The sequence below is a fragment of the Mesorhizobium ciceri WSM4083 genome, from assembly GCF_000519305.1.
Lineage (GTDB): Bacteria > Pseudomonadota > Alphaproteobacteria > Rhizobiales > Rhizobiaceae > Mesorhizobium > Mesorhizobium ciceri_B.
Genome location: NZ_JAFG01000005.1, coordinates 98,044 through 123,702, shown reverse-complemented (window position 1 = coordinate 123,702; position 25,659 = coordinate 98,044). Strand labels below are relative to the sequence as shown.

Sequence of the window (25,659 nt, the reverse complement as noted above, 5' to 3'; positions counted from 1 at the left end):
TGAACTTTGCCGACATTGCAAGCCCGGACGGGTGGGCTTTGCGGTCATGTTTGCCCAAGAGGCGGCGTTTATGGACTGCTTTGGCTTTTTTCTGCCAACCCGCGCAAGCCGGTTGACTCCGCTGAATTAATTGTGATTGGATACTATATTCATAAAGGTGCCGACGACGGGGAGTGCAGACGATGGCGGATGGATCACAGGAAAGCGAACTGATCGACGCGTTCCGCGCTCTGGCGACGCCGTTGATCAGCGACAATCTCGCCCGTGTCCCGGGGGCTGTCGGGTTGCGGCCATTTCACCGGGTGGGCGGCGTCATGGCGGGGAGGGCGCTGACGGTCAGGACCCGCCCCGGCGACAACCAGTTCATCCATCGTGCGCTCGATCTGTTGCAGCCCGGCGACGTCATCGTCGTCGATGGCGGCGGGTATGAAGGACGCGCGCTGGTCGGCGAGATCATGACAAGTGTCGCGGCGTCGCGCGGCGCCGCTGGCATTGTCATCGACGGCGCCATTCGCGATGCCGGTGCCATCGGCCGCAGTCCGTTTCCATGCTTCGCGCGGTCGGCCATCCATCTCGGACCCTACAAGGATGGTCCGGGAGCCATCAATGTTCCCGTCTGCATAGGCGGCATGGTCGTCGGTCCAGGCGACATCGTCGTCGGCGACGAGGATGGCGTCGTGGCATTTCCAATCGACGGTGCTGCGGCCTTGCTGGCCGCCGTCCGGGCGCAGGAAGCCCGTGAGGCCGAGATCATGCAGAGCATCCAGGAGAACCGTTATCAGGGAGCCTATGCCCGGGCTTCAAGCGGCAGTCACTGATCTGCCGGGTCAGTCCTTGCCGGTGACAACCGCTTGGCCGGCTGGCGATCTTGCTCAACATAACCGCTCCGCAGCTAACCGAGGGGCGAAACAATGCATTTCGGGCGCACCGCCTGGATGCACCAACAGGGGAAATGGAGAGAATTGATGGTTGTTTCCTTCAAGAGGCTAGCTTGCGCCACCGCCCTTGCCGGGCTGGCTCTGACCACGATGGCCGCGGCTGCCGACATCAAGATCGGCATCGTGGCCCCCATGACTGGCCAACTGGCCAGTGAAGGGCAGGATATGGAGAACGCCGTGAAGATGGCGATCGATGCCGTCAACGCCAAGGGCGGCGTCAACGGCGACAAGATCACCACCACCACCGCCGACGACGCCTGCGATCCGCAACAGGCGGTGACCGCAGGCAGCAAGCTTGTCTCGGAAGGCGTGACCGCCATCGTCGGCGGCTACTGCTCGGGCGCCGTCTTGCCGACATTGAAGATCTATGGTGACGCCGGCATTCCGTTCGTCATCATCGGAGCGAACTCGACCAAGCTGGTCGCCGCCAATCAGGGCAATGCCTTCCTCGCCAATTCGACCGGCGACATGCAGGCGACGACAGCCGTCGAACTCTTCAAGAAGAACGGCTACAAGAAGATCGCGGTCGTGGACGAAGGCGATGCCTATTCGTCCGACCTGGCCAAGCTGACCGCCGAAGCTTTCAAGAGCGCTGGCGGCGAAATTGCCGCCAAGGAGACCACCACCGCCGGCGAGCAGGACTATTCGGCGGTCGTCACCAAGATCAAGTCGAGCGGCGCCGATGCTGTCTTCTGGACCGCCTACCATGCCGGTGGCGCTCTGCTCACCAAGCAGCTTCGGCAGGCCGGGTTCCAGGGCGGCATTGTGCTGGGCGACGGCAACAATTCGCCGGAATATCTGGAGATCGCCGGTTCGGCCGGTGAGGGCGTGTATCTGTTGTCTCCGCCCACCGTCGACCTCTTGTCCGGCGCCGCCGACTTCAAGGCCAAGTACAAGGAAACCTATGGCCGCGACGCCGGCGCCTATGCGGCGCTCTCCCATGATGTGGGCGGCCTGATCGCCGATGCGATCACGCGGGCCAAGTCGGCGGATCAGAAGGCAATCATCGAGGCGCTCAAGGCGAGCGACTTCAAGGGCCTTGCCGGTGAAATCAAGTTCACCGACAAGAACACGCTCCAGACCTCGAACTTCCGCCCGGTGATCGCCAAGGGCGGCAAGTGGGTAGCCGAATAAAGGCTAACAGGATTGACGCCGAGGCAGGCCTTGTGGCGGCCTCGGCGTCACCGCCGATTGTCTGGCGCGCTGACGCTGCGCCCAGCCAAGACTTTTTCAATTCTGCCCTGGAGCATCAATGACGCTCGACCTGCTTATTCAGCAACTGGTGAACGGTCTTATCGTCGGCTCGTTCTATGCCCTGATCGCGCTTGGCTACAGCATGGTCTTCGGCGTCATCAAGCTCCTGAATTTCGCCCATGGCGACATCTACATGAACGGCGCCTTCGTCGGCCTCATCGTGTTTTCCTTCGTCGGCCTATGGGTCGGCAATGGCTGGCTGGGCGTGGTCTGCGCCCTGCTTGTGTCGATGCTGGCTGTCGGCCTGCTCGGCGTCATCATCGAACGCTTCGCCTATCGGCCGATGCGCAATGCGCCGCGCCTCTCGATCCTCATCACGGCGCTCGGTGCCTCGATGGTGTTGAACGGCACGGCACTCGCCCTGACAGGCGGGCGGCATTATGCCTTCAACACGGACCTCGGTTTTGCCGGCGTGGATATTTCCACCGTTCATATCACCTACACGCAGATGGTTCTGGTGGCCGCCTCCATTGCTCTTATGGCAGGCATGCAGGCCTTTGTCTCTCGCACCATGTACGGCAAGGCGATGCGCGCCGTGTCCATCGATATGGGGGCAAGCCGGCTGATGGGCATCGATGTCGACCGGGTGATCGCACTGACCTTCTTCATGGGTTCGGCGCTCGCCGCCGGCGGCGGGGTCATGGCCGGCGCCTATTATGGCAGTGTCCATTTCTTCATGGGCTTCATCATGGGGCTCAAGGCCTTCACCGCCGCTGTCATAGGCGGGATCGGCAGCGTGCCGGGCGCCATGCTCGGCGGATTGCTACTCGGCCTGCTCGAGGCTTTCGGCTCGTCCTTGCCCTTCGTCGGATCGGAGTGGCGTGATGTCTTCGTGTTCGGGACCCTGATCCTGTTCCTTGTGTTCAAGCCGACCGGCCTTCTTGGCCGCTCTGTCGTGGAGCGGGTGTGATGATCGACGAAGTCAGAACCATGCCGACCGCCGTGCAACCGCAATTGATGCGCTGGTCCGTCGTGCTGCCCGGCCTGGCGGCGCTCGCCGTCGCGCTGGTGTTGCCGCAATTCGCCAACGCCTATGTGACGGAGGTGGCAACCACGGCGCTGCTCTATGTCGTTCTGTGCCTCGGCCTCAACATTGTTGTCGGCTATGCGGGCCTGCTCGACCTCGGCTACGCCGCCTTCTTCGCGGTGGGCGCTTACACATCAGGCATCCTGACCGCGGAATTCGGTTTCAATTTCTGGCTCACCATCCCGGTCGCCATGGTGGCTGCCTGCGTGGCCGGCATCATCATAGGGGCTCCGACGCTGAGGCTGCGCAGCGACTATCTGGCGATCGTGACGCTGGGCTTCGGCGAGATCGTGCGCATCATCGCCCGCAACCTCGACATTACCGGTGGCGCCAGCGGCCTTATCGGCATCGAGCGGCCGGAGATCTTCGGCTTCAAGCTGATGCAGGTGCAGCACTTCTACTATGCGTTCCTAGTGCTGGCGCTGCTCACCGCCTTCGTCTGCCTGAGCGTCGAGCGATCGCGAATGGGACGAGCCTGGTTTTATGTTCGCTATGACGAGGACGCCGCCGCCGGTATCGGCATCAACCGTGTCACTGCCAAGCTGCAAGCCTATATGATGGGCGCTGTGATCGCTTCCGTGGCCGGATGCCTCTACGCCGCCAAGATGACGGCCATTTCGCCGGAGAGTTTCACCTTCAACCAATCGCTGCTCATCCTTCTCGGTGTCGTCCTGGGCGGCATGGGCCGCATTCCCGGCGTCGTCCTTGGTGCTGTTCTCGTGGCCCTGCTTCCGGAGGTGCTGCGCGGCGCGGGCACCTATCGTCCATTGGTGACCGCGGTTGCGCTGCTGGCAATCATGCTCTTCAGGCCGAACGGGCTGTGGCCGGACAAGCGAGTTTGAACATGGCCTTGCTGGAAGTCCGCGATCTGCGCCTCAGTTTCGGAGGACTGAAAGTCCTTCACGATATTTCGTTCTCGGTTGAGAAAGGCGCCATCAACAGCCTTATCGGGCCGAACGGGGCTGGCAAGACATCGCTCTTCAATTGCCTGACCGGCTTCTACAAGCCGAAGGGCGGCTCGATCAGCCTGGGCGGCCGGCCAATCACCGGTTTGCCGCCGCATCGCATCACCGCGCTCGGGCTCGCCCGCACGTTTCAGAACATAAGGCTGTTCAAGGAAATGACCGTTCTGGAAAACGCCATGTCCGGCCAGCATTGCCGCAGCCGCCACGGCATCATGTCGGCGATCCTGCACTTGCCGGCACAGCGACGCGAGGAGGAGACGATCCGCACGGCTGGCATGCGCTGGCTCGATTTTGTCGGCATCGAGCAGCATGCGCATCGCCGTGCCGGCGGTCTTTCCTATGGCGATCAACGGCGGCTCGAACTCGCAAGAGCCCTGGCGTCGGCGCCCGAGCTCATCCTGCTGGACGAGCCTGCCGCCGGCCTGAACGAGCGCGAGAAGCTGGACCTTGTTGACCTGATCCGCCGCATCCGTGATGAAACCGGTGTCACGGTCCTGCTGATCGAGCACGACATGGGCCTGGTCATGCAAGTGTCGGAGAAGATCGTGGTGTTCGACTACGGTCAGAAGATCGCCGACGGGCCGCCGGAGGCCGTGCGAGCAGACCCCCGGGTCATCGAAGCCTATCTCGGTACGGAGGAATGATGGACGCCGAAATCGTTCTTTCCGCGGACCGCATCGTCGCGCGCTATGACGGCATCGAAGCCCTTCATGGCGTCAGCCTTTCGGTCAAACGTGGCCAGATCGTCGCCCTGCTTGGCGCGAATGGTGCGGGCAAGAGCACCACGCTACGCACGCTGTCCGGCCTTGTTGCCGCATCCTCCGGAAGTGTCCGCTTCCTGGGCGAGGACATAACCAAGGTCCCTGCCCACCGCCTGCCGCATCGCGGGCTCGTCCACGTTCCGGAGGGAAGGCGTATTTTCGGCGACATGACGATCAGGGAGAACCTTGACCTGGGCTCGTTTACGCTTGCCGACGACGTCGAGCGCCGGCGACGGCTGGATCACGTTTTCGAGCTCTTTCCCATCCTGGCGCGCCGGCAGAATGGCGATGCAAGGAACCTCTCGGGCGGTGAGCAGCAGATGCTGGCGATCGGCAGGGCCCTCATGGCCGCGCCCAAGGTGCTGTTGCTCGATGAGCCTTCCATGGGTCTGGCGCCCCAACTGATCAAGGAAGTCATGAACATCGTGCAGCGCCTCAATCGTGAAGGCGTGACCATTCTGCTCGTGGAGCAGAACAGCAAAGTCGCCTTGAAATTCGCCGACTACGGCTACGTTCTCAAGGCCGGACGCGTTGTTCTTGAGGGACCAGGCAGCGATCTCGCGAGCAATGAAGCGGTTATCAGCGCCTATTTAGGTGGCGTCGCTGCTTAGCTCGCAAATCTGCCAACGCCCGGATTTTTACAAATGATGCCGCCGCTCCAGTCCATGATTTGTCCGCCTTGCAGGAGTGGGATCAGCCACAACGAGGCGAAGCATATCGAACTCGGATACGCCGTCCCAAAGGGGTAATTGCGTGACCTGCCGAGGGAACACCGGCACTGCGACAGGCTGCCTGGACGATCGGGAAGCGGTCTAATCAGGCAACAGAACCGGTTGTTTCAAGCGCCGCAGGATGTGTCTGCCAACGAAATGGGCAGGGAAGAGCACCATAGTTGTGGTTCACAGAGCGTGGTCTGCGCCAGCCTGGACGTGGCAAAAGTGCGCGACCTTGAACATGAACTGGTAACGCCCACGTCGATCTTGGGGGCAGGCGCATCTGACTGGCTGCAGGGGCGTCAGTGGCGGAGGAAGTGTCTTCTAAACCTGCGTTCGCCATCGTCCGCTAATATACAAGAAACCCGTTGATTCTCTGGGCTTCCCGGCGTTCTGCGTTTGCAGTCGTCCGGTCAAATCCGCTAACATCGTGCATCGAAGTTAGGAACGGAGTTGCAGGGAATGGTTCGCTCACTCAACTTGCTGGCCGAAACCACCATCCGGGCTAAAGGCCTGAAGGCAGGGCGCCATAGCGACGGCGGCGGGCTCTATCTGTTGGCAAAGAAGGAAGGCACCAAGTCCTGGACCTTCGTCCACTTCAAGGGCTCTGGAAAGGGCCGTCAATGGAAGGAAGTCGGCCTCGGCTCTTACCCTTCCGTCTCTCTGAAGGATGCGCGCATTGCCGCCACCGACTGCCGGGACCGCCTGCGTCGCGGCCTCGATCCGATCGACACGGAATCCAAGACCGAAAAACCGACATTCGCAAAGTGTGCCGAAGACCTGATCGCTGCTGTCGGGAAGGGTTGGCGCAACGCCAAGCACAAGGCACAATGGGAAATGACCCTGGGCGATGCCTACTGCAAATCGATCCGCAAGAAGCCGGTGGACGAGGTGGACACGGCCGACATTTTGGAGATCCTGAAGCCGATCTGGTTCGAGAAGCCGGAAACGGCGCAGCGTCTGCGCGGCCGGATTGAACGCGTACTGGACGCCGCAAAGGCCGGTGGGCATCGATCGGGAGAAAATCCAGCCCTGTGGCGCGGGCATCTGCAACACCTCCTGGCGAAGGGCAAGAAACTGTCGCGCGGACATCATGCAGCGATGCCATACGCGGACGTACCGGCGTTTGTGAAGCGTCTGCGGGCCTCTGAGGCTATGTCAGCGAAGGCGATGGACTTCCTCATCCTGACGGCTGCGCGCTCGGGCGAAGTCCTAGGCGCCAAGTGGCCCGAATTCGATCTGGACGAAAAGGTCTGGACTGTGCCGGCTGATCGCATGAAGGCCGGCGTCCTTCATAGGGTGCCGCTGGCCGATGCCGCCCTGGCTATCCTGACGCCGCTCTACGATACGCGCGTGTCGGACTATGTCTTCCCAGGGGAGAGCAAGCGGCCGGTTGATACGCCGCTGTCGGTCATGGCGATGACGATGCAAATGCGGCGAATGGAAGTCGGGCAATACACGCCGCACGGCTTCCGCTCGGCTTTCCGAGATTGGGCAGGGGACGAGACCAGTTTTCCACGCGAAGTTGCTGAAGCCGCGCTCGCCCACAAGGTCGGCGACGCTGTCGAGAATGCCTATCGTCGGTCGGATGCGCTGGAGAAGCGCCGCAAGCTAATGTCTGCTTGGGCAAACTTCGTGAACGCAACCGCCTCGAAAGGAAATCTACGGGTTGTTGCGTAAAGCGGTGGTAATTCCACTGGCTTGCGTTGGCAGTTGTTGACTTGCGCCTGCAAATCAACGAGATTCATAACGTGTTCTGTTGACACTCGGAAAAATCAGTTTTGAGGGACCTGGCCCTGCTTAGTTAGCTTGGCCACACTTGCAAAAGCCTCTCCCAAGAGGCTCGCGCCCTGCTGTTTTTCTGTCCTTCTGAAATCCAGAGAAACCAGCGGCTCCTTTAATGGCTCTCGATCGGCCTTTGGCTGATCGGGAACGAATGCCGAACGTCTGTGTGGACAACCTGTGGATAAACATCGCCTAACCCTCTGGAATACAAACACAATAAAATGTCGAGGGATAACCGATTTTAGGGGTCGCACGGCGAGTCCGCATTCCGCTATAATCCGTACGAAATCGCGGGCGTGTTTTGACGCGTAACCAAAGAAAGGAAATGCAAATGGAAGTAAGTCCAAACGCTTTTACCGTGGCGGGATTTTGTGCCGCCTTCGGTGTAGGTCGCTCACTGCTTTACGAGGAAATGCGGGCCGGCCGCATACCTTACAAGAAGGCCGGCAGGAAGACCCTGATCCGCAGGGTAGATGCGGAAGCTTGGCTCGATAGCCTTCCCGAAGGAAAGAAGGAAGCGTGAGCGGTTTGCAGACCACTCACGCCGATCTGATCCCGATAGTTTTTCACAACCCCTTCAAGATTACGAATGGAAGCAGACCATGAATGACATAGCAGGGCATGCCTCCCAGGCAAAATCAAATCCGGTGCTGCCGCCGAAGAAGTCCACTGTCACGGTGCGCGTCGAGCCGGATGGCTATACCAAGCGCCTTGAAGGCAGGGCCGCATGGATGATGACGAAACTCGTTGAAGCCGGGAAACGTGGTGTCTCGCCGTTGGATCTGCCAACCGGCGTCCGTGTCGCGCACTACATTTTTCTGCTGCGGCGGGAGGGCTTCATCGTCTCGACGGAGCATGCAAGCCACGGCGGCCAGTATCCCGGCACACATGCGTTGTACCGGCTCGAAACCGAAGTCACGATCCTCGAAGACATGGCGTCGGCTGCATGAGCGCCGACATCGGCAATACTCAAAGCCAAGTCGACCTTGCAGCCACTTGGCTTGCTCCCGGGTCACCGGATCGAACCAAAGCGGTCATTCCTCAATTGCAGGAACGATTCTCCCTACCTCTCAAAGACGCGGTCGAGGCCTGCCGGCAAGCAGCGCTGATCCGGGCGAGGGCGCACTGATGGTGAGCAAATACGATTGGGGCAAGGCCTGCCGCTACTTCCAGGGTTTTCGCGATTCTCCCGGCGCGCAGCGCGTAGCTGGCGCTTTGGTGGATCTCTATAACGACAAGGTCCATTGCGCCTACCCGACCAGGGAAACGCTCTCACAGCAGCTAGGGGCGGCGCCTGAGACTGTCTCCAAGTGGATTGCCATACTCAAGGAAGGCGGGGCGCTCTCGTGCGTCCCGCTGCGCGTTCTCCCCCCTGAGCATCAAGCAATCATCGGCCGATCGGCAAGGCGAGCCCAGGTCTATCTGCTGAAATTCTCGTGGGCGGTTGACGTTCTGAGCATGATGGATGAATACCAGTTCGAGAGAAAACAGCAGCTCTTGTACAAAGTGACTATCCCGTCACCTTTGCTGCCCATAGGTGATCAAGTGGTTACCTCCGATGGTAATCAAATGGCCACCTTGGCGGATAACCATCTAGCCACCCTAATACCTTATGATCACACCTTAGATCATACGTTAGAAGACAAAAGGGGCTCCGAGAGTTCAGCCCTTAGTGCTTACACGCGCGAGAGGGCTGCTTGATGATGCCCTTTCACCAGAAAAACGCTCCGTCCAGAAAATTTTTCTGCACGAACTCCTATTCTTGGAGGGCTTCACCATGCCGTGCGTTGTAATCTGCTTCCCTATGCGTCGCCGGGTCGGAAAAATTCGGCGGACGGCTGAGTTACTCCTAGATCGCCGGGGCCGTGCGGCTGACCACTATTGGCGCCAGACTGTCGCGGGCGTCGTCGGGCAACTGACCAGGGCCGGATTGACTGAAGCCGCGATTAGGACAGAGGTGCAGACATTTTCGGACGCCGTGCAGGAAGAGCTACGGCGCGCCGCGCGTCGCAATGAGGGCGACGCAGCATGACGGTAATCGAGACAGCAGACGGCTTCGTCGTGGTCGACGGCGCGGCAACACTGGCGGGGCCATTCCCGACGAATGCCGAAGCGTGGCGGGCCGCTGATCGGCTGGAGGGCTCGCCCATATCCCCGGCAGAAAAGCGGGCTGACTGGATATCCACCAAGATCCTTTCTGCGGGACCGGCGCCTCGACGGCCGGCGAAAGCAATCCGGAAATTTGCGGATACCGGTGCAATTCCAGGGAACCTCAGCCGCAAGGAAAAGCGGGAGGCGAAAAAGCAGCGCAAGGCTGAGAACCGCCTGAAGATCAACGGACAAGCGGGCCTTTAACACGTCTCAACTCGGAACGTTCGGCCCGGCGTCGCCTGTCCGGCATGTGAACATCGAAGACTACCTAGCCTCGAAAGGTGTGCCTCAATGACGAAAGCACTTGTTTCCTTTCCAGCATTCCCGATCCAGCCGGACGACGTCTTCGTCTCCACATGGCTGGGTCACATCAACGAAACTGGTTACCCTGAAACGTTTCCGAACGTTTCAACCACGCACCCGCCAAAGGATGGCAAGGTCGTGCTGCTCTCGGGGGAAATCAAGGTTCCGATCCTGCGGCGCGAAGGACAGGAATGGGTGCCTTGCCCAATCTGCTCGCCGACAAGCCCGCAATTTAAGGTAGGGCGCATGGCCTATTTCCCTGAAGAGCTAGCGGTGCGTTTCATAGGGCACAACTGCGCGTCCAAGCATTTCGGCGAGTTGTATGCCGAGGCTGAAGAGCGGTTCAAGGTAGAGGCACGCTGCCGTCAGCTCGTCGCCGTATGGGCTGGACTGGTCGACCGGAGGGAATTGCTGCTACATTTCATCGAAAGCGCGATGCCGGTTGCGGCAGCCCTGCATTTCGTCCGGGAGCAAATCGACACCCAGGCCCCCGGCTTCTCGGGCTTCCTCTATGTCGACCTGGCCAAGCGACAAGGCGATTTGATCGTCCGGCGCGACACCGGGCTACGCGACCAAAAAGGCCAGTTGATCATTGACGACATAGTGCTGGGCCGTGTCGATGGCTACCTGTTCCTGAAGAAGACTTTCGCACCTCAAAACGTCCTGCGGGAAGCGAAGAGCTTCATAAGCAGCATGGAGGTTCCCCTCCCGAATTGGGAACCAGGCAGCGACGACGAAGACGCTGCAATCGAGATTCTGGCGCGCGGAGGCCAAGCGCTGAAGATGATGTCGTCGCTTCGGGATGTGGCGTCGACCATTGCCACCGCGCAAAGCTTTCTCCGAACTTACAATCTGAACCTGCTCGACCGCTGGTTTCAGGAAGGCGCCTCACCGTTCCAGTCGCTTGTGATCAAGCGGGAAGGCAATCAGTTGCTGCTCCGGGCGGAATCCTTCGAAGGCTCGCATTTCGCCAACGCGCTTTTCCCCGAAGCGACGCTCGCAAGCATCGAGACACCGATCGGTGTGTTCGACCCGCTGACTTCGGAGATGATCTAATTGAGCAACGCGCAGAAACATCGATCGGAACGCCGCGCGTCTCTGCCATTCTACGCCTTCAGCAGCTTCAATAAAAAAGGGGGCAAGGCCGTCGACATCGTGACCCGGCGCCGCAACAAGGCGTTGGACATGTACCAGGAGCTAGCGACCTACGAGACTATTGCCGAGTGTCTGGACATTTCGCCCAGTGCCGTCGTCCAGTACGTGAAGCGAGCCCGAGACAAGGGTGACGTCAGGGCAAAGCGGCCCTTCAAACACCGGGGCCGGCTACTCGCCCTCCAAAGGCGGAAAGCGATCAACGACATGAAGGCGCTGGGCATGTCAGCCCGACAGATTTCAAAACAGCTCGGCATCAATGTCCGGCTTGTGCAGATCAGGTTGAAGGAGTCGGGCAATGGCGCGGCCAAGTGAATTCACCCAGGAGATAGCCGACACCATTTGCCAGAGCTTGGCAGAGGGGAACAGTCTGCGCTCGATCTGTGAAGCCGACGACATGCCGTCGAAAGCGACTGTCTTCAATTGGCTGCTCAATCCGGCCCGCGCGGCGTTTTTTGACCAGTACGCGCGCGCGCGGGAACTCCAGGCAGACACCCACGTCGACGAAATGCCGGATATCGCCGACGACAGCAGCAACGACTACATGACCAAGGTCAACGGCGACGGAACGACCACCGAACAGCTCAACAGCGAGAACATCCAGCGCTCGCGGCTGCGCATCGACACGCGCAAATGGATTGCGGAGCGCATGCGTCCGAAGAAGTACGGCGCCAAGGTGGCGCTGACAGACGGCGAGGGCGGCCCGCTGGTGGTTCAGGTGCTGAAGCTGGCGGATCAGGAAGCACAGGCGAATGCCGACAATCCAGCTACCTAACGCCGGCTGGCGGCCTCGCTGGTATCAGAAGAAGGCTTGGGACACATGGGAGCAGGGGTGTAAGCGCCAGCTCCTGTTCTGGCATCGCCGCGCGGGCAAGGACGAGATCAACCTCAACATGCATGCGGTGTCGGCGCACGAGCGCCCCGGCACGTATTGGCACATGCTGCCGGAGGCCGCCCAGGCGCGCAAGGCGATCTGGAACGCGATCAACCCGCACTCGGGCAAGCGCCGGCTGTTCGAGGCCTTCCCAGAGCCTCTAATCGAGAACATGAACGACAACGAAATGTTCGTCCGCTTCAAGGTCGGGTCGACTTTCCAGGTTGTTGGCAGCGACAACTTCAACAGCCTGGTTGGTTCGCCACCGGTCGGAATCACCTTTTCGGAATGGGCCTTGGCGAAGCCGGCGGCGTGGGCGTACCTGTCGCCGATCCTGGCTGAGAATGGCGGCTGGGCTTCGTTTATAACCACGCCACGCGGCAACAACCACGCCAAGGGCATGCTGGACGCGACAAAGGGCAACGCCTTTGATCCGCTGTCGAACCCGCGCGGCTGGTTCACCGAAGTCCTGGGCGTTGACGCGACACAGGCGATTTCGGAAGAGGACATTGAAGAGCAGCGGGTGATCTATACCGGCCTGTTCGGCAAGGAGATTGCGGACCTCCTGATAGACCAGGAATTCTATTGCTCGTTCGCGGGCGCGCTGGTCGGATCGTATTGGGGCGCCGAAGTCGCCAAGGCTGAGCGGGACGGTCGCATTGGTCGGCCGATCACGGTCCATCCGGCCTATCCGGTTCATACGGTCTGGGATCTGGGCAAGGCGGCCAACAATCCGATTTGGTGTTTTCAGGTCATCGACGGTACGCCCATCATCGTCGATTTCTACCTACCCGACAGCGAAGACCTCGCCGACTGGTGCAAATGGCTCGACGACCAGGGCTACAAGGGCAACGACTACGTTCCGCACGATATCCTGCACCCGCAGTGGGGAACGGCCCGCACGCGGCTGCAAACCCTGAAGGACCATGGGCGCAAGCCGAAGATGGTCGGCATTGCGAGCTTTGCAGATGGCGTGAACGCCGGCCGGCAGACGATCAAGCTCGCCCGGTTCGCTGACAATGAGCGCGTGGCGGACGGCATCGAGGGCCTGAAGGCTTTCCGGCGCGAGTGGGATGACGACAAGAAATGCTTCCGAGACGTGCCGGTAAAGAACTGGGCAGAACACTACGCGTCCGCGTTCCGATATCTGGGCCTCGCATGGCGTGAGGCAATCGTTGCGGTGGTAAAGCCAGAAGGCGACAAGGGCGCCTATCAGGCGATGCCAGACGGCTCAATCCGCAGCGGCCAGACGGTCAAAGAGGCGGTTGATGCGATGGTGAGGCGGCGGCGGAACAGTCGCTAAAAATCGGTGTTCACGATTGGAACCGAAATGTCAGACCGATAGAACCAGCGTCTTGTCCATTCAAATGGACCCTCGCAGATCGCTTTGAGGGGTCTATAATTTGGGGTCTCGATCCAGATATTACAGCGATACCACTGCTTTTCCTTCTCAAGGGTCTTGTCATATTGGAAGACAACGGTTCTGGCCCCATCAAGCGTGGCTTCGTAAAGGCGACGACAATTGTCAGGTTCCAGCGATCCGGCGTCCATCTTTGTCAGAGGTCGCTTTTGAGCGCGCCAAGGCCGGAAGGGATGATCTCGCGTATACACCGTATCCGAAGTGTAGACTAACTCCTCAATGGCCAACTGCGGCTCTTCGCCAAATCTTTGAAACTGAGATGTCATTTGAAGCGATGGAGCATTACTTACCCACTCGTTTGCTTGCCTCAGAGGGGCACATTCCTCGGGAAAAACCTTAGAACCGGAACTCGCCTCAGCCGTTGATGGGAGCCAGGCACAAAGAGCACCAATCACAAGCGTTCTGGAAATCCTGCCCAATACCAATATGCGGTTCATACGCATTCTCTACCGGTAAAGACCTGGGTATTTGGCCTTCTCCGTCTGGCAATTTCCCGCTCTTTGGACCGCCATGGCGTAAGCTCTTTCATATGTGCGAATGGCCTTCTTGAACTTAGGAGGATTAGGCGTCAGGTGTTTTTCTATCCCGTCGTACAAAAGCACAGGGACAGCAATGATAGCTTTCCCATCTTCTGTAGGTCTCAGCCGGCACCGTTGCATAACGCCGTTGAGGTTGCCTGCCATTTTAGCGGCCAAGTTTAACTTGGCATCGGGCATCCCGGCCAGGAAGTGGATGTTGTCCTGCCCGGCCGAAGCCGAAGATGCGAAGCAAACTCCTGCGGCGAGTGTGACCAAAATGCGGATCAAAGTGGCGTCCCCCAATATTCCCAAGTTCGAGCCGGGTTGAATATTTGGCAACCTAGCATCAAGCTCACTATCCACAAGCGGCTTATCATTTCGCGCCCCCGGCGGCGATCATGCCTCGATCGTTAGATTGGAGCAGCTATGCCGCGCGCTGGTGGAGTATATTCGGCCCCTCCGGGGACCGCTGGAACACCAAACACCACCATCGAAAGCGCGAAATACAACGCGCTTGTCGCCGATCTTGTTGCTGATGCCAACGCGGCAAGGCCACTGACGGCTGGCGGTTCGGGCGCCACGACGGCCGTAGGCGGCAGCGACAATTTCAACGCCGCCGGCACCAGCATGGCATCGGCGGCAACCGTCAATCTCGCCAATGCGACGGGTGTCGCAGTCACGGTCACCGGAACCGTCGCGATCACCGCCTTCGGCACCGTGGCGGCTGGCGCCGAGCGCGTTCTGACCTTCGCGGGCATTCTCACGCTGACCCACAACGCAACCAGCCTGATCCTGCCTGGCGCGGCGAACATCACCACGGCGGCCGGCGATGTCATGACGATCCGGTCCCTGGGAAGCGGCAACTGGGCTTGCGTCGGCTATCAGCGGGCGAACGGCGGGCCGGTAACTATCCCCGCAGGAACCTCCATATCCGGGCCGGCTCTGGTGCTTGAACAGAGTGCATCGCCCACGCCGACGACAGAAGGGCGGATCCAGTGGGACACTGACGACAACGCAATTGTCGTTGGCGACGGGGCCACAACCAAGATTTTTGTGCCCCTGCCTGCATCGACCGCAGCCGGCGATATCCTTTACCTGTCTGGCGCCAAGCTGCCGGCCAGGCTCGCCAAGGGAGCGGCTGGCCAGACATTGCGTATGAATGCCGGCGCGACCGCTCCAGAATGGGGCGGCGGCAATGGCGTTCCTGATGTCGTCATTGAAGATCAGAAGCCATCCGGCACGAACGGCGGGGCATGCGCATCCGGTTCGTGGCTTATCCGAACGCTCAATACGAAGGTTCGTGACCCGCTGTCCCTCGTCACCCTATCCGACCCGAATTTTACGCCCAGCGTGGACGGGTGGTGCGAGTGGTCCGCCCCGGCTACGCAAGACGACAACAACAACCATCAAACGCGCCTCTTCGACATCACCGCCGGCACTGTCAGTGGATACGCCGCAAGCAGCAATTCGGATGATGGTGCGGTGTCTTTCAGCTCAGGTGGAGCCCCGGTTGTCGCCGGCCATGTCTATCGGCTGGAGCATCGGGTAGGGGTCAGCCGAGGCAGCGACGGCTTTGGTGACGCCGCTGGGTTCGGCGGCACTGAAGTCTACACCCGTGTCAAGTTCTGGAGGGCATAGCCGTGGACCGCAATTTCGCCCGCGCGCTCGCGCTCGTTTTGAAATCGGAGGGTGGTTGGTCGGACAATCCGGCTGATCCCGGCGGCGCCACCATGAAGGGCGTGACGCTCACCAATTTCCGCCGCTACGTGAGGGCCAACGCGACAAAGGCGGATCTACGCAAGATCACCGACGCCCAGGTGGCGACGGTCTATCGCCGGTTCTATTGGGACGCGGTGCTTGGCGCTGAACTGCCTGATGGGGTGGATTATGCCGTCTTTGACTTCGCGGTAAATTCCGGCCCGTCACGGGCAGCGAAGTACCTTCAGGCTGTTGTCGGTGTGGTGCAGGACGGGCGCATAGGCCCAGCGACCATCGCCGCCACAAACGGCAAGCCGGCGGGCGTCGTCATCGATGTGCTCTGTGATGCCCGCCTGAGCTTCCTGAAGCGGCTCCCGACATGGGCCACTTTTGGGCGCGGTTGGAGTGATCGGGTGAAGTCGGTCCGCACTCAGTCGCTCATTTTGGCAGGGCAGGGGAAAGCCGCGGTTCAACCCGTCATCGCTCCATCGGCGCCTCTACCCGCTCCCGTTCCGCCAGCTTCGCCGCAGATCGTCTACCCCGAGCCAACCCAGACTGCGGAAACGAAGACCGTCGAACGCAACTGGCTGTGGCGCCTGCTGTTCGCGGTTGTCGGCGCCATTTTCAAGAGGAACTGACCATGCGAACGGTTCGCCAGCCCAGCGCGTTGCCAACGAATAAGCTGACAGCGGCCATGGTGTCGGCGTCTGCCGCCGGCATCGTGAAAGCACTTGTCGTGCACAACTTCCCAGACTTTGCCGACCCCGCGATTTGGGAGCCGCTACCTTATGTCGTTGGCGGACTCGTCGGCTACTACGTCAAGGACAAGCCCAATGTCTGAGCAGCTGGTGTGGCTGTTCAGTGCCGTGATCGGCAACAAGGTCATCATGGCCATTCTCTCGGCTGTCGTCGGTGGCGTCAGCCTGTTCGTTGCCGGTGGGATTCGCCGCGCCAAACAAGACAAGGCCAAGCAGGCGGCCAGAGACCTCGCCGCCGCCCAGGACAGTCTCGAGATGAACCGGGAGGCAACAGCGGCCGAACGGCAAGCCGCTGGCATGACAGACGACCAAGCCCGAGCGGAGGCCACCAAATGGGCAAAGCGCTGATGGTTCCGGCTCTCATGCTTCTGTCCGCATGCGTAACGGCGGCCCCAGTCGAAGACCCTCGCAAGGTCTGGTGCGAGCACAACACGCCCCGCCGGCCGTCGCTGGCCGTCGTTCAGGTAATGACCCGAGCCGAACTCGACGACTTGAACTCGTTCAACGCCAAGGGCGCTGATTGGTGTGGATGGAAGCCATGATGCACGATTTCTTGGACCTCCTGGGGATCAAGGCACCCGTGCTTGTTGCCGGGCTCTCCGGTGGCATTCTGCGGGCGCTGTCACGACATCGGTACAAGCTGCGCGAGATGGTGGCCTCGCCTGTCTGTGGCGCGCTGGCGGCGGCCTACCTCACATTGCCAGTGGTGTCGTATTTCAAAGCGACAGGACTGCCGATCCCCGATCCCGCCGACGACACCACGACGCTTGCGGCGGCGTTCTTGATCGGCGTTTCCGCGATGTGGATCTCAGATATCCTGTTCGAGATGATCGTGCGGAAGTTCAAGCCGGCGACCGAAGAGTGAGCTGCTAGACTTCGCCTTCCAACTCCCTAGCTAGCCTATTCGCTCCTCGACTATTGATCTCGAATTCGGCGCCGTTCGTTGAAATCTTCGCTTTGGCAGAGGCCCTTAGCAGCGAACCGAGACCATCAGATGACGTGCCAGAATCTTTGCCTGCTCCGCCGTCAAACAGATTACGTGAGACGCCCGCGACCAAGATGTCTGGAATGGTGCCTCCGTCCTTCTTGGCTTCCATAATAGTCTCAACAGCCCAGCTCGCACGATTCAGATCGATCGAATACCGCTCAAGCTCCCGCTGTGCGCGAACGTCAGCATGATAGATGCTCTTCAACCAAGTTATTGCATACACTAGGAAAGCAACAGAGAGTGCTCCTGTGACCGCACCGCGACCCAATAGAAACCAGCCCTGCTGAATTGTGAATTCGGACACCGGATTGAGCGACTTAACCGCTGCCGCTTGCACGATAGCTACATATTCAACAAGGCTGGCGACCGATACCCAACCGAGAAAACCCGCGACACCTACGGAGATTGTGAAAACCACCCAACCAATCATGGAGGTTCGCATCGGAACAATGGCATTGGCCAATCTGGTCTCGATGCCCTTGGTGATGTCTTCCCTCAATTTCCTTCTCGCGTGAATATGGTCTCTGTCGTCGAGCTCCTTTGTTCGCTGCAAGAGTTCTTCCTCACGGTGTGCTATTTCACGTTGCAGCTGAGCAGAAGCCTCGTCGAGCTTAGCGGACCGTGATTGCACCTCGCCCTCAAGCAAGGAGCGCCTTTCCGTAAATTCGGTTTCGAGTGCAAGCCTGGCAGCGGTCAACTGCTCCGTGATACCCACAGTAGTGCTCTGAAGCTGGCCAATGAGTGACTGATGAGATTTCATCAGGTTCGTGAACGCCTTCTGGTTGTGGAAAAGTCCAACCACCGGCTCCCAGCCCGGAAGGAACGTTTCACTTATCAACTCATTGATCCGGCGAACTTTTTCAATACCAAAGCGCTTGTCGGACTCGTTGTTGCTAAAGTGAATTCGGTCGGAAAGTGCGTCTTTTTCACTGGCTGGCCGACTCAAACTAATGGCAATATTTTGCACGCCGACTGACGCCTGAAATACCGAGAAAAGTTGAGATGTTGAAAGGTCGTTCTCGGTGACGCCGGTATCATCGGATATGGCGACTGTCGTGGCGGCATGCGCCCCAATCTCTGTTATGCTAAAACTAGGCGCGCCCATCAATCGGCCGACTTCAACAAAGAACCGGAAAATATCTCTGGTGCGTGCTCTTGGCACGTCGAATGTATAGTCAGCCATTGTCCCCTCCGCGTAGTAGCCTGCATATTGAAGGCCAGACCGCTTCCGCGCAAGTTGCGTCTAGTAGCGCAGCTTTCCCTTATGCCTTGCGTTTTCAAGCGGCTTATGTTTTCGCTGGCCGGCCCGGCATCTTGCCGCCATGGCCAAGGCTGACAAGCGCACACCCGACCAGCAGAAGCAGGGAAAGACCCTTCGCGAAGAGGGCACCAAATGGCTGAACCGTGTCGAAGCTGCCGGTAAGCTTGAAAAGCAGTGGCTGGATGATGCCGAAAAGGCGGTCAAAGCCTTCACTGGCGAAACATCGAGCGGCGACTTCACCGCGTCAACAACGCTCGGCTCGACCTACGATTTCAACATCCTATACGCCAACGTCGAAACCATCGTTCCGGCGGTCATCAACAGCCCGCCCGCGCCAGACGTGCGCCGCCGGTTCGCCGATGAAGATCCGGCCGGCAAGGACGTGGCTGAAATCATCGAGCGCTCGATAAAGGTTCAGGTCGACGATTCGAAGCTCCAGGTCGAACTGGAGGGCGAGGCCCAAGACGCCTTCCTGGCTGGTCGCGGCGTGGTGCGGCTCCGGTTCAAGAGTGACATCGTAGAGGACCCGACCGATGAAATCGCCAAGATGGACACCGACAAGCTGGACAGCGCCGATTTGGAGCTCGACAGCTCCGGGGCCGTGGAAGGTGACGACGCCGGAGAATACGGTAAACCTCCGGCCGCTGTTGGCGCACGCCTCGCAAACGAGCGCATCGAATTCGAGGCCGTAAGCTGGCGCGATTTCCGTCATGGCCCGGCCAAACGCTGGAGCGATTGCCCATGGCTGTCGTTCCGCTTCGTCGTCTCGCGCGAGAACGAAGATACCGCGTTCGATTCCGCCATGATCGGAATGCAGACGAGCGACCAGGAGAAGAAGGCGCGCGGCGAATCCGACAACGATCTGACTGGTTGGGAAATCTGGTGCAAGACCAGCCGCAAGGTCTATTTCATCGACGATACCGGCGTGATCCTGAAGACGGTCGATGATCCGCTGGGCCTGACGAATTTCTTCCCGATCGCAACGCCTGTGCAGCCGATCGAACTCACCGGTCGCCTGATGCCGGTCAACCCGTTCTCGATATATTCGAAGCTCGCCGACGAGCTGGACCTGACCACCAAACGCATCAACATCATCACGAACCACATGAAGGTGAAGGGCTGGTATTCCGGCGATGCCGGCGACATCGGCAATATGCTGGCAGCCGACGACACGGAATTCGTACCGATCGGCAATGCTGACATCTGGGCGGCCAATGGCGGGCTCGCTGGAGCTGTCGCGTTCTGGCCAGTAGAAAAGTTCATCCTCGTCCTTCGCGAGTTGTACAACGCCCGTGAGCAGACCAAGCAGGCGATTTACGAAATCACCGGGATATCGGACATCGTTCGCGGCGCTTCGAAATCCAACGAGACGCTAGGCGCCCAGCAGATCAAGACACAGTGGGGCTCGCTTCGCATCCAGAAGATGCAACGCATGATGGAGCGCGGCGCGCGCGATCTGTTCGTGATGATGTCGGAAATCATCCCCGCCAAGTTTTCACACGAGACGCTTCAGCAGATGACGGGCGTTCAGATCATCCCGACGCAACAGGATCTCACGCCCATACAGCCGCCGCCGCCTCCGCAGGGTGCGCAATTGCCGCCCGACCAGTTGCAGCAGTATCAGCAGGCCGCCCAGGCTGCGCAGATGGCTGAGAAAGCCCGGCAGGCCAAGCTGGCACAGATGCAGGCTGTTCAGCAGCTTCTCACCCAGAAGCTATCGACCATGTACCGCATCGATGTCGAAAGCGATTCCACTGTGAAGGCGGACCTGTCTCGGCAGAAGGCCGAAGCTGCGGAATTCCTACAAGGTGCCGGCGCCTACTGGGCTGCTGTCGGCCCAATGGTCCAGTCCGGCGAGCTTCCGAAAGAGGTTGCCGTCGAAATCTTCGCGGCCAACTCCCGGCTGTTCAACCTCGGCAAGTCCGTTGAGGACGTTCTGGAAAAAATGGTCACCGATGCCAAGGCGAAAGCCGCACAGCCTGAGACACCAAAGCCTAGCCCCGAACAACAAAAGGCTGAAGCGGAAGCGAAGACGCGAGAGGCGGACGCCGCAGCAAAAGCTGCTGAAGCGAAGCTCAGGGGCGCCCAGGTCGAACAGGGTATGCAGTTCGCCCGCGAGCAGCACGACATGACGATGAAGGAAAAGCAGTTCGATCTGCGCTCCAAGCAGATTGCGGCTGCAACCGATCAGAACCAGGTCTTGGCCGCGAACGGCATTGTACCTCCGCCAATTCAGATTGACCCGATCGGCGGCGAGGCGGTTTTGAAAGAGATGGCCGCCCAACGTGAGCAGTTCGGCCAGTTCATGATTATGGTCACCAAGGCACTCACCGCGCCGAAGAAGATCATCAAAGACCCGCAGGGCCGCCCGATCGGCGTTGAAACGGTGCCGATGCAATGACCGTATCGCTGAAGCATAAGTTCACGTCGCTCATTCCCGACGCGGGCGACCCGACGATTGTCCAGCCATCGAACTGGAACGACGAACACGCGTTGACCCAGGCCACAGAGACCATCCTTGGCCGCGTGAGCGCGTTGACGGGCGACACAGAGGAACTGACGCCCGCACAGGTTCGCGCGCTGCTCAACGTGGCCGATGGCGCCACGGCCAATAGCTCGGACGCCTTCCTGCTCGCCAGAGCGAACCACACCGGCACACAGCTTGCCGCCACGATATCGGATTTCGCGACGGCCGCCTCCCTGGTCTGCCTGCCTCTTGCTGGCGGGACGATGACCGGCAAGTTGGTAACGGACGCGTCGGAAGCGGTGCTTGGCGCGGGTTTTAATGTTCCCCACGGCATTGTGCCAAATGCGCCTGCAGATGGCGATTTCTGGACCACTGCTGCCTTTGGCTTGTACGTTCGGGTAAACGGCGTCACCAAGGCGATGGCATCCCTCGACAACGCCTCGCAGTGGACCATTATCCAGACATTCAAGACCAGTTCCACCACGGCGGCGTCGATTAGACTTCCGCACGGTGTTGCACCGAACGCTCCGGCGAACGGCGACATGTGGACCGCAAACACGGGCCTGTTTTACCGGATCAACGGTGTCACCCAGACCGCTCTATCGGTAACGGATGCCGCCGCTGCTTACCAACCCCTCACCGCCAACCTCACTTCTTGGGGAGCCATTGCTCGCGCGGCCAATTTTGACGCATTCGTCGCCGCACCATCGTCGGCAAACCTCCGGACCTTGCTTACCGATGAGGTAGGAACTGGCTCGGCTTATTTCGTCGGCGGCGCGTTGGGCACCCCTGCATCGGGTGTCGCAACTAATTTGACCGGCCTCCCCATCGCCACGGGTGTTTCGGGGTTGGCTGCGGGGATCGCTGCGTTTCTTGCGACCCCAACATCGGCTAATTTGCGGGCCGCTCTCACCGACGAAGTAGGAACCGGTGCAGCTTATTTTGTTGGCGGCGCGTTGGGAACGCCCGCGTCGGGTGTTGCCAGCAACATGACCACCGCAACAGCGGCTCCCGGCACCAACAATACCCAGATTGCCAGCACCGCTTTTGTGACGGCCGCCGTTGCCGCCGTTGATTTTGGTGCCGGCAACGCTGCCCTCGCTTTCGGCGCTGTCGGCACTTACGCCCAAGTGTTCAGCCTAACTGCCACCTTGATCACGGAAGGTCTGACGATGGCTGGGTCTACGCTGCAACCGGCCGGCTTCTCAGAAGCCGTTACGACAGACCCAGGCGATGACACCACGTATGGCTCGGGCGGCGCACCCTTTATCAAGGGCGGCACGGCTCTGTCGGGAACTTGGCGCGCTATGGGTCGTGTCTCCACGGGTGGCGGCGCGATCCGACGCCGAACGTTCCTGGCGATGAGGATTTCCTGATGGAGTTCCGCAACCCGAAATACAATGCGGCCGGCACGATTGATGTTGAGATCAACCATCCGCAATTCGGCTGGATCCCGTTTTCCGCCTCTCCCGATGACGACACGGAGTATGGGCCAGCAATTTTTGCGGAGGCCAGCGCTGGGGTTGTCGGACCCTATGTGCCGCCTGTGAACAAACCGGAGATCCCTGCCAGTGTCTCGGCCAGGCAGTTCAAACTACAGCTTCTGGCATCAGGTCTGCTCGACGCGGTGGAAACGTTCGTCTCAGCACAGAGTAGGGCAGTTCAGATCGCATACGAGAACAGCGGCTCGTTCGTCCGGACGGAACCCATGATGCTGGCCGGCTTCACCGCGCTCGGGTTCGATGACGGGCAGATCGACGCGTTTTTCGTGGCAGCGTCCGGCCTCTAGGAGTCGGGATATGGCCTTCGCCACAGCCTTTCAGGGGAATGCGTTCCAGGCAAATGCGTTTCAGATTGCGCCCCCTGAAACTGACACTCGCCAACCTGGCGCCGGTCACTACAGGCGCCGCCCAACGATCTATCTGGACCGGCACGGCAAGCCCGTCGACATTCACGCCCGCAAAGTTGAACCCCTTGAATCGGAAATCCTGCCGGAACTGACGCCGGCCATGGTTGAAGCGCTTATGGCAAAGATGCATGTCCCTCAACTGCCCCAAGCCGACCCCATGGGCTCTATCATGGCCAAGATGGGCCAACTGATGATCTCCCGCGAACTCGACGCCATGGCCGACGACGACACGCTGATGGTCCTGCTTCTCTCCTGAATTCCAAACGGCTTATCTTTTCGCACCGACAGACCGCACCCTTCATCCTGCCTCCAAGCGGGACTTGAAATGGCTCGGTACGTGTTTCGAAACGGCATCTTCGTTGACCGGCAAACGGGCGCTCCCATGGAGAAGCCATTCGCCGGCCAGATCAGCATGCCGAATGTCATCTCCGACATTCCGGAGTACCGATCGCCAATCAACGGCGCGGTAATCGGCTCACGCTCTCAGCGGCGCGATGATCTGAAGAAACACAATTGCGTCGAGTACGAGCCCAGCCTTTCCCCGACCAAGGGCAAATTTCGCAATCCCGACTTCTGCCAGAAGCGGGGCCTCCAGGTGTCAGAGGAATTTCGATGAGCGCTCAACTTGCTGCCGTGGCTGAAGCCGCACCCGTCGTCGTCGATGCCGGTCCGATCAACGACAATGCTGTCGCCGACGATTCGGCCCTTGAAGCCATTTGGAACAAGAACGAGCGCGACAACGGAGCGGATCGCGAGAACGGCAAGTTCGTCAGCGTCGACAGGTCCGAAGCGGCCGACACGGCATCGCCGAAAGGCGGAGACGGCGGGGAACCGGCTGGCGATGGTCTGACGCCTGGCGCCGGTTCGGTTCCCCTGCCTGATAACTGGAAAGGCCTCCAAGGTGCCGATGTCGTCAAGGGCGCATGGGAAAAGACCCCCGCCGAAATCCGCGCCTTTGTTGCTGCCCGTGAGCAGGAGCTACAGGGCCGCCTGTCAGATCACGGCCGGCAGCTCTCGACCGTCAAGCCAATTCAGGAAGTCATCGATCGGCATTCCCACTACTTCGACCCGCAGAAGGGCCGCAAGCTCGCTGACGGGTCGGTGGTCACGCCCGCGAAGGCGATCGATTTTCTGTTCAATGCCCAGGCCAATCTGGACCGGGCTCCCGTCGAATCCATCATGGCCATCATCGACAGCTACGGCGTGCGCGACAAAATCGCAGCAGCCTTTGGCCAGACCGTCCAGCAGGGCGAAAGCGAATTGCGGCAAGAGATTGCCGGGTTGAAAACGTTGCTCGCAACGGTTGGAAACCCCGCAAGTATCGACGACCGCATAAACCAGAAGCTTCAGGAACGCGCCGATCAGACATCGGCCGAAACCGAGTTGACCCGCTTGTCAGCCGACAAGCCGCTCTACTCGGAAATCCCTGAAGTCGACATGGTTGAAGCAATCCACAAGGCGCGAAGGAAGCTTGGCGATGCCGCCTCGAAAGAGGCCGTGTTCGGTCTGGCTTACGACATGGCCGTGAACGCCGATCCCGATCTTCGGGCCAAAGCAGCCGCTGGAAAGCCAGCCGCTTCGAATGGCGCCGCCAAGGTCGAAGGCGCTCGTCGAGCCGCCGCCGTCAACATCCCATCAACCGCATCAGGCAAGGGTCGGGCTCTCACCGAAGAGGAAGAGTTGGCCGCTGTCTATGATCGCAATCAAAAGGGTTAAACACCATGGCTGGTCCGTCGACCACCTTCACTGAAATGGTGTCCACCACGCTTCGCAACAGCGCGAACGAGGTGGCGGACAACGTTTCGAAGAACAACGCCTTCCTCAACCGGCTGAAGAAGAAGAACAAGATCCGCAACCTCGATGGCGGCACCGAAATTCAGGTGCAGCTCGAATACGCGGAGAACAACACCTATCAGCGCTATGCCGGCCTCGACACGCTGAACACCAACGGCTCGGATGTCGTCACGTCCGCGAAATTCGACTGGGCGCAGGTCGCGCTGCATGTCGTCTCCAGCGGCAAGGAGCTTCGCCAGAACAGCGGCAAGTTCGCGATGATCAACCTGGTGAAGACCAAGAAGGGCAACGCGCTGAAGACCGCCGCGAATAACTTCTCTGTCGATCTGTACTCGGATGGCTCGCTGTCCAACCAGATCGGCGGCCTGGCCAACATTCTCCAGACCAACGGTCAGGGCACGGTCGGCGGCATCGATTCCGCAACCTGGACGTTCTGGCGCAACAAGTTCCTGGAGGCCACCGGCACCAATCTTGCCGCCTCGCCTTCGGCGGCAAACGCGGCATCGTTCAAGGCGGACATGAACAAGCTCTGGCTTGCTCTGACGCGCGGCGCCGACAAGCCGGACATCATCACCTTCAGCCACGACTTCTATTCGCTGTACGAACTCGGCGAACAGCAGTTGCAGCGGTACATGGACGCCGACATGGCCCAGTCGGGCTTCATCGGCCTGAAATACAAAACCGCTGACGTGATTTTCGACGACAACACGAATTTCACGACCACGGCTGAGAAGGGCTATTTCCTCAACACGGATTACGTCTACGTCGACCAGCACAAGGAAGCTCAGTGGACGCAGGACGACGAGAAGAAGCCCGTCAACCAGGACGCTGTTGTCATCCCCTTCTACTGGATGGGCAACCTCGTCACCTCGAACCGGTCGCTTCAGGGCGTCCTCTTCGACGCGGCATAAGGAGCGAAAACC

31 protein-coding genes are annotated in these 25,659 nt (G+C 59.9%); 29 read left to right on the top strand and 2 right to left on the bottom strand.

Annotated elements, in window-relative coordinates; genetic code table 11:
• Positions 1–182: 182 nt before the first annotated feature.
• The 17 genes from MESCI2_RS0110385 to MESCI2_RS0110310 all read left to right on the top strand — a co-directional run bounded on the left by MESCI2_RS0110385 (position 183) and on the right by MESCI2_RS0110310 (position 13,226).
• Entirely contained in the window at positions 183–818 is a 636-nt protein-coding gene (locus tag MESCI2_RS0110385; protein ID WP_027036531.1) for an RraA family protein, read from the top strand.
• A 147-nt stretch (positions 819–965) separates the two neighbouring features.
• Complete coding sequence (locus MESCI2_RS0110380; protein WP_245270300.1) at positions 966–2,072, top strand: branched-chain amino acid ABC transporter substrate-binding protein; 1,107 nt, start codon at positions 966–968, stop codon at positions 2,070–2,072.
• Positions 2,073–2,190: 118 nt separating this feature from the next.
• Positions 2,191–3,102 (top strand): branched-chain amino acid ABC transporter permease, encoded by a 912-nt coding sequence (locus MESCI2_RS0110375; RefSeq protein ID WP_027036529.1) that lies wholly within the window; start codon positions 2,191–2,193, stop codon positions 3,100–3,102.
• Positions 3,102–4,061 carry a branched-chain amino acid ABC transporter permease gene (locus MESCI2_RS0110370; RefSeq protein ID WP_245270299.1) on the top strand — a complete coding sequence of 320 codons (960 nt, stop codon included), beginning with the start codon at positions 3,102–3,104 and terminating at the stop codon, positions 4,059–4,061. The genes MESCI2_RS0110375 and MESCI2_RS0110370 overlap by 1 nt, the downstream gene beginning before the upstream one ends.
• 2 nt (positions 4,062–4,063) lie before the next feature.
• Positions 4,064–4,828 (top strand): ABC transporter ATP-binding protein, encoded by a 765-nt coding sequence (locus MESCI2_RS0110365; RefSeq protein ID WP_027036527.1) that lies wholly within the window; start codon positions 4,064–4,066, stop codon positions 4,826–4,828.
• Entirely contained in the window at positions 4,828–5,556 is a 729-nt protein-coding gene (locus MESCI2_RS0110360; RefSeq protein ID WP_027036526.1) for an ABC transporter ATP-binding protein, read from the top strand. The genes MESCI2_RS0110365 and MESCI2_RS0110360 overlap by 1 nt, the downstream gene beginning before the upstream one ends.
• 564 nt (positions 5,557–6,120) lie before the next feature.
• On the top strand, positions 6,121–7,338 hold the full coding sequence (locus MESCI2_RS0110355) for a tyrosine-type recombinase/integrase (RefSeq protein ID WP_032900628.1): 1,218 nt from the start codon (positions 6,121–6,123) through the stop codon (positions 7,336–7,338).
• 436 nt (positions 7,339–7,774) lie between these two features.
• Positions 7,775–7,966: a helix-turn-helix domain-containing protein gene (locus MESCI2_RS1000000136710; protein ID WP_027036524.1), complete on the top strand. Its 192-nt coding sequence runs from the start codon at positions 7,775–7,777 to the stop codon at positions 7,964–7,966.
• 79 nt (positions 7,967–8,045) lie between these two features.
• The gene (locus MESCI2_RS0110345) at positions 8,046–8,393 is read left to right on the top strand and encodes a winged helix domain-containing protein (protein WP_027036523.1); all 348 of its coding nucleotides are present in this window, start codon (positions 8,046–8,048) and stop codon (positions 8,391–8,393) included.
• Positions 8,390–8,572 (top strand): hypothetical protein, encoded by a 183-nt coding sequence (locus MESCI2_RS1000000138440; protein WP_197031539.1) that lies wholly within the window; start codon positions 8,390–8,392, stop codon positions 8,570–8,572. Before MESCI2_RS0110345 ends, MESCI2_RS1000000138440 begins: the two co-directional genes overlap by 4 nt.
• Entirely contained in the window at positions 8,572–9,144 is a 573-nt protein-coding gene (locus tag MESCI2_RS0110340) for a helix-turn-helix domain-containing protein (protein ID WP_027036522.1), read from the top strand. Before MESCI2_RS1000000138440 ends, MESCI2_RS0110340 begins: the two co-directional genes overlap by 1 nt.
• A gap of 76 nt (positions 9,145–9,220) precedes the next feature.
• Positions 9,221–9,475, top strand: coding sequence for a DUF6074 family protein (locus tag MESCI2_RS1000000139265; protein WP_430981663.1), 255 nt, complete (start codon positions 9,221–9,223; stop codon positions 9,473–9,475).
• Positions 9,472–9,798, top strand: a complete 327-nt coding sequence (locus tag MESCI2_RS0110330; protein WP_027036520.1) for a hypothetical protein — start codon at positions 9,472–9,474, stop codon at positions 9,796–9,798. The genes MESCI2_RS1000000139265 and MESCI2_RS0110330 overlap by 4 nt, the downstream gene beginning before the upstream one ends.
• An 87-nt stretch (positions 9,799–9,885) precedes the next feature.
• Complete coding sequence (locus MESCI2_RS01000000134605; protein ID WP_050596540.1) at positions 9,886–10,953, top strand: hypothetical protein; 1,068 nt, start codon at positions 9,886–9,888, stop codon at positions 10,951–10,953.
• Positions 10,954–11,364, top strand: coding sequence for a helix-turn-helix domain-containing protein (locus MESCI2_RS0110320; protein WP_027036519.1), 411 nt, complete (start codon positions 10,954–10,956; stop codon positions 11,362–11,364). It abuts the gene before it with no gap.
• Positions 11,348–11,824 carry a hypothetical protein gene (locus MESCI2_RS0110315; protein WP_027036518.1) on the top strand — a complete coding sequence of 159 codons (477 nt, stop codon included), beginning with the start codon at positions 11,348–11,350 and terminating at the stop codon, positions 11,822–11,824. The genes MESCI2_RS0110320 and MESCI2_RS0110315 overlap by 17 nt, the downstream gene beginning before the upstream one ends.
• Positions 11,802–13,226 carry a hypothetical protein gene (locus tag MESCI2_RS0110310; protein WP_027036517.1) on the top strand — a complete coding sequence of 475 codons (1,425 nt, stop codon included), beginning with the start codon at positions 11,802–11,804 and terminating at the stop codon, positions 13,224–13,226. The genes MESCI2_RS0110315 and MESCI2_RS0110310 overlap by 23 nt, the downstream gene beginning before the upstream one ends.
• A gap of 563 nt (positions 13,227–13,789) precedes the next feature.
• Here the strand turns inward: MESCI2_RS0110310 and MESCI2_RS1000000138435 are convergent.
• A complete protein-coding gene (locus MESCI2_RS1000000138435; RefSeq protein WP_027036516.1) occupies positions 13,790–14,224 on the bottom strand; it encodes a hypothetical protein in 435 nt (144 codons plus the stop codon).
• Positions 14,225–14,287: 63 nt separating this feature from the next.
• Here MESCI2_RS1000000138435 and MESCI2_RS0110300 point away from each other — a divergent pair, with 63 nt between their 5' ends.
• The 5 genes from MESCI2_RS0110300 to MESCI2_RS0110280 all read left to right on the top strand — a co-directional run bounded on the left by MESCI2_RS0110300 (position 14,288) and on the right by MESCI2_RS0110280 (position 17,182).
• Positions 14,288–15,499, top strand: a complete 1,212-nt coding sequence (locus tag MESCI2_RS0110300) for a hypothetical protein (RefSeq protein WP_027036515.1) — start codon at positions 14,288–14,290, stop codon at positions 15,497–15,499.
• Positions 15,500–15,501: 2 nt separating this feature from the next.
• A complete protein-coding gene (locus MESCI2_RS0110295) occupies positions 15,502–16,197 on the top strand; it encodes a glycoside hydrolase family 108 protein (RefSeq protein WP_027036514.1) in 696 nt (231 codons plus the stop codon).
• A gap of 2 nt (positions 16,198–16,199) precedes the next feature.
• Positions 16,200–16,400, top strand: coding sequence for a hypothetical protein (locus MESCI2_RS0110290; protein ID WP_027036513.1), 201 nt, complete (start codon positions 16,200–16,202; stop codon positions 16,398–16,400).
• Positions 16,393–16,665, top strand: coding sequence for a hypothetical protein (locus tag MESCI2_RS0110285; protein ID WP_027036512.1), 273 nt, complete (start codon positions 16,393–16,395; stop codon positions 16,663–16,665). The genes MESCI2_RS0110290 and MESCI2_RS0110285 overlap by 8 nt, the downstream gene beginning before the upstream one ends.
• 193 nt (positions 16,666–16,858) lie before the next feature.
• Complete coding sequence (locus MESCI2_RS0110280; protein ID WP_032900716.1) at positions 16,859–17,182, top strand: hypothetical protein; 324 nt, start codon at positions 16,859–16,861, stop codon at positions 17,180–17,182.
• A 4-nt stretch (positions 17,183–17,186) separates the two neighbouring features.
• On the opposite strand, the gene MESCI2_RS0110275 is transcribed toward MESCI2_RS0110280, so the two are convergent.
• Positions 17,187–18,488 carry a hypothetical protein gene (locus MESCI2_RS0110275; RefSeq protein WP_032900620.1) on the bottom strand — a complete coding sequence of 434 codons (1,302 nt, stop codon included), beginning with the start codon at positions 18,486–18,488 and terminating at the stop codon, positions 17,187–17,189.
• 139 nt (positions 18,489–18,627) lie between these two features.
• Between MESCI2_RS0110275 and MESCI2_RS0110270 the strand changes: the two genes are divergently transcribed.
• The 7 genes from MESCI2_RS0110270 (at position 18,628) to MESCI2_RS0110235 (ending at position 25,647) form a co-directional block, all read left to right on the top strand.
• Complete coding sequence (locus tag MESCI2_RS0110270) at positions 18,628–20,967, top strand: hypothetical protein (protein WP_027036509.1); 2,340 nt, start codon at positions 18,628–18,630, stop codon at positions 20,965–20,967.
• Positions 20,964–22,409, top strand: a complete 1,446-nt coding sequence (locus MESCI2_RS0110265) for a hypothetical protein (RefSeq protein ID WP_027036508.1) — start codon at positions 20,964–20,966, stop codon at positions 22,407–22,409. Before MESCI2_RS0110270 ends, MESCI2_RS0110265 begins: the two co-directional genes overlap by 4 nt.
• Positions 22,409–22,822 (top strand): hypothetical protein, encoded by a 414-nt coding sequence (locus tag MESCI2_RS0110255; protein WP_245270297.1) that lies wholly within the window; start codon positions 22,409–22,411, stop codon positions 22,820–22,822. The genes MESCI2_RS0110265 and MESCI2_RS0110255 overlap by 1 nt, the downstream gene beginning before the upstream one ends.
• Before the next feature lie 10 nt (positions 22,823–22,832).
• Entirely contained in the window at positions 22,833–23,198 is a 366-nt protein-coding gene (locus MESCI2_RS0110250; RefSeq protein ID WP_027036506.1) for a hypothetical protein, read from the top strand.
• A 126-nt stretch (positions 23,199–23,324) separates the two neighbouring features.
• Entirely contained in the window at positions 23,325–23,558 is a 234-nt protein-coding gene (locus tag MESCI2_RS0110245) for a hypothetical protein (RefSeq protein WP_245270295.1), read from the top strand.
• Positions 23,555–24,658, top strand: coding sequence for a hypothetical protein (locus MESCI2_RS0110240; protein ID WP_027036504.1), 1,104 nt, complete (start codon positions 23,555–23,557; stop codon positions 24,656–24,658). The genes MESCI2_RS0110245 and MESCI2_RS0110240 overlap by 4 nt, the downstream gene beginning before the upstream one ends.
• A 5-nt stretch (positions 24,659–24,663) precedes the next feature.
• The gene (locus tag MESCI2_RS0110235) at positions 24,664–25,647 is read left to right on the top strand and encodes a phage major capsid protein (RefSeq protein WP_013531602.1); all 984 of its coding nucleotides are present in this window, start codon (positions 24,664–24,666) and stop codon (positions 25,645–25,647) included.
• Positions 25,648–25,659: the final 12 nt, after the last annotated feature.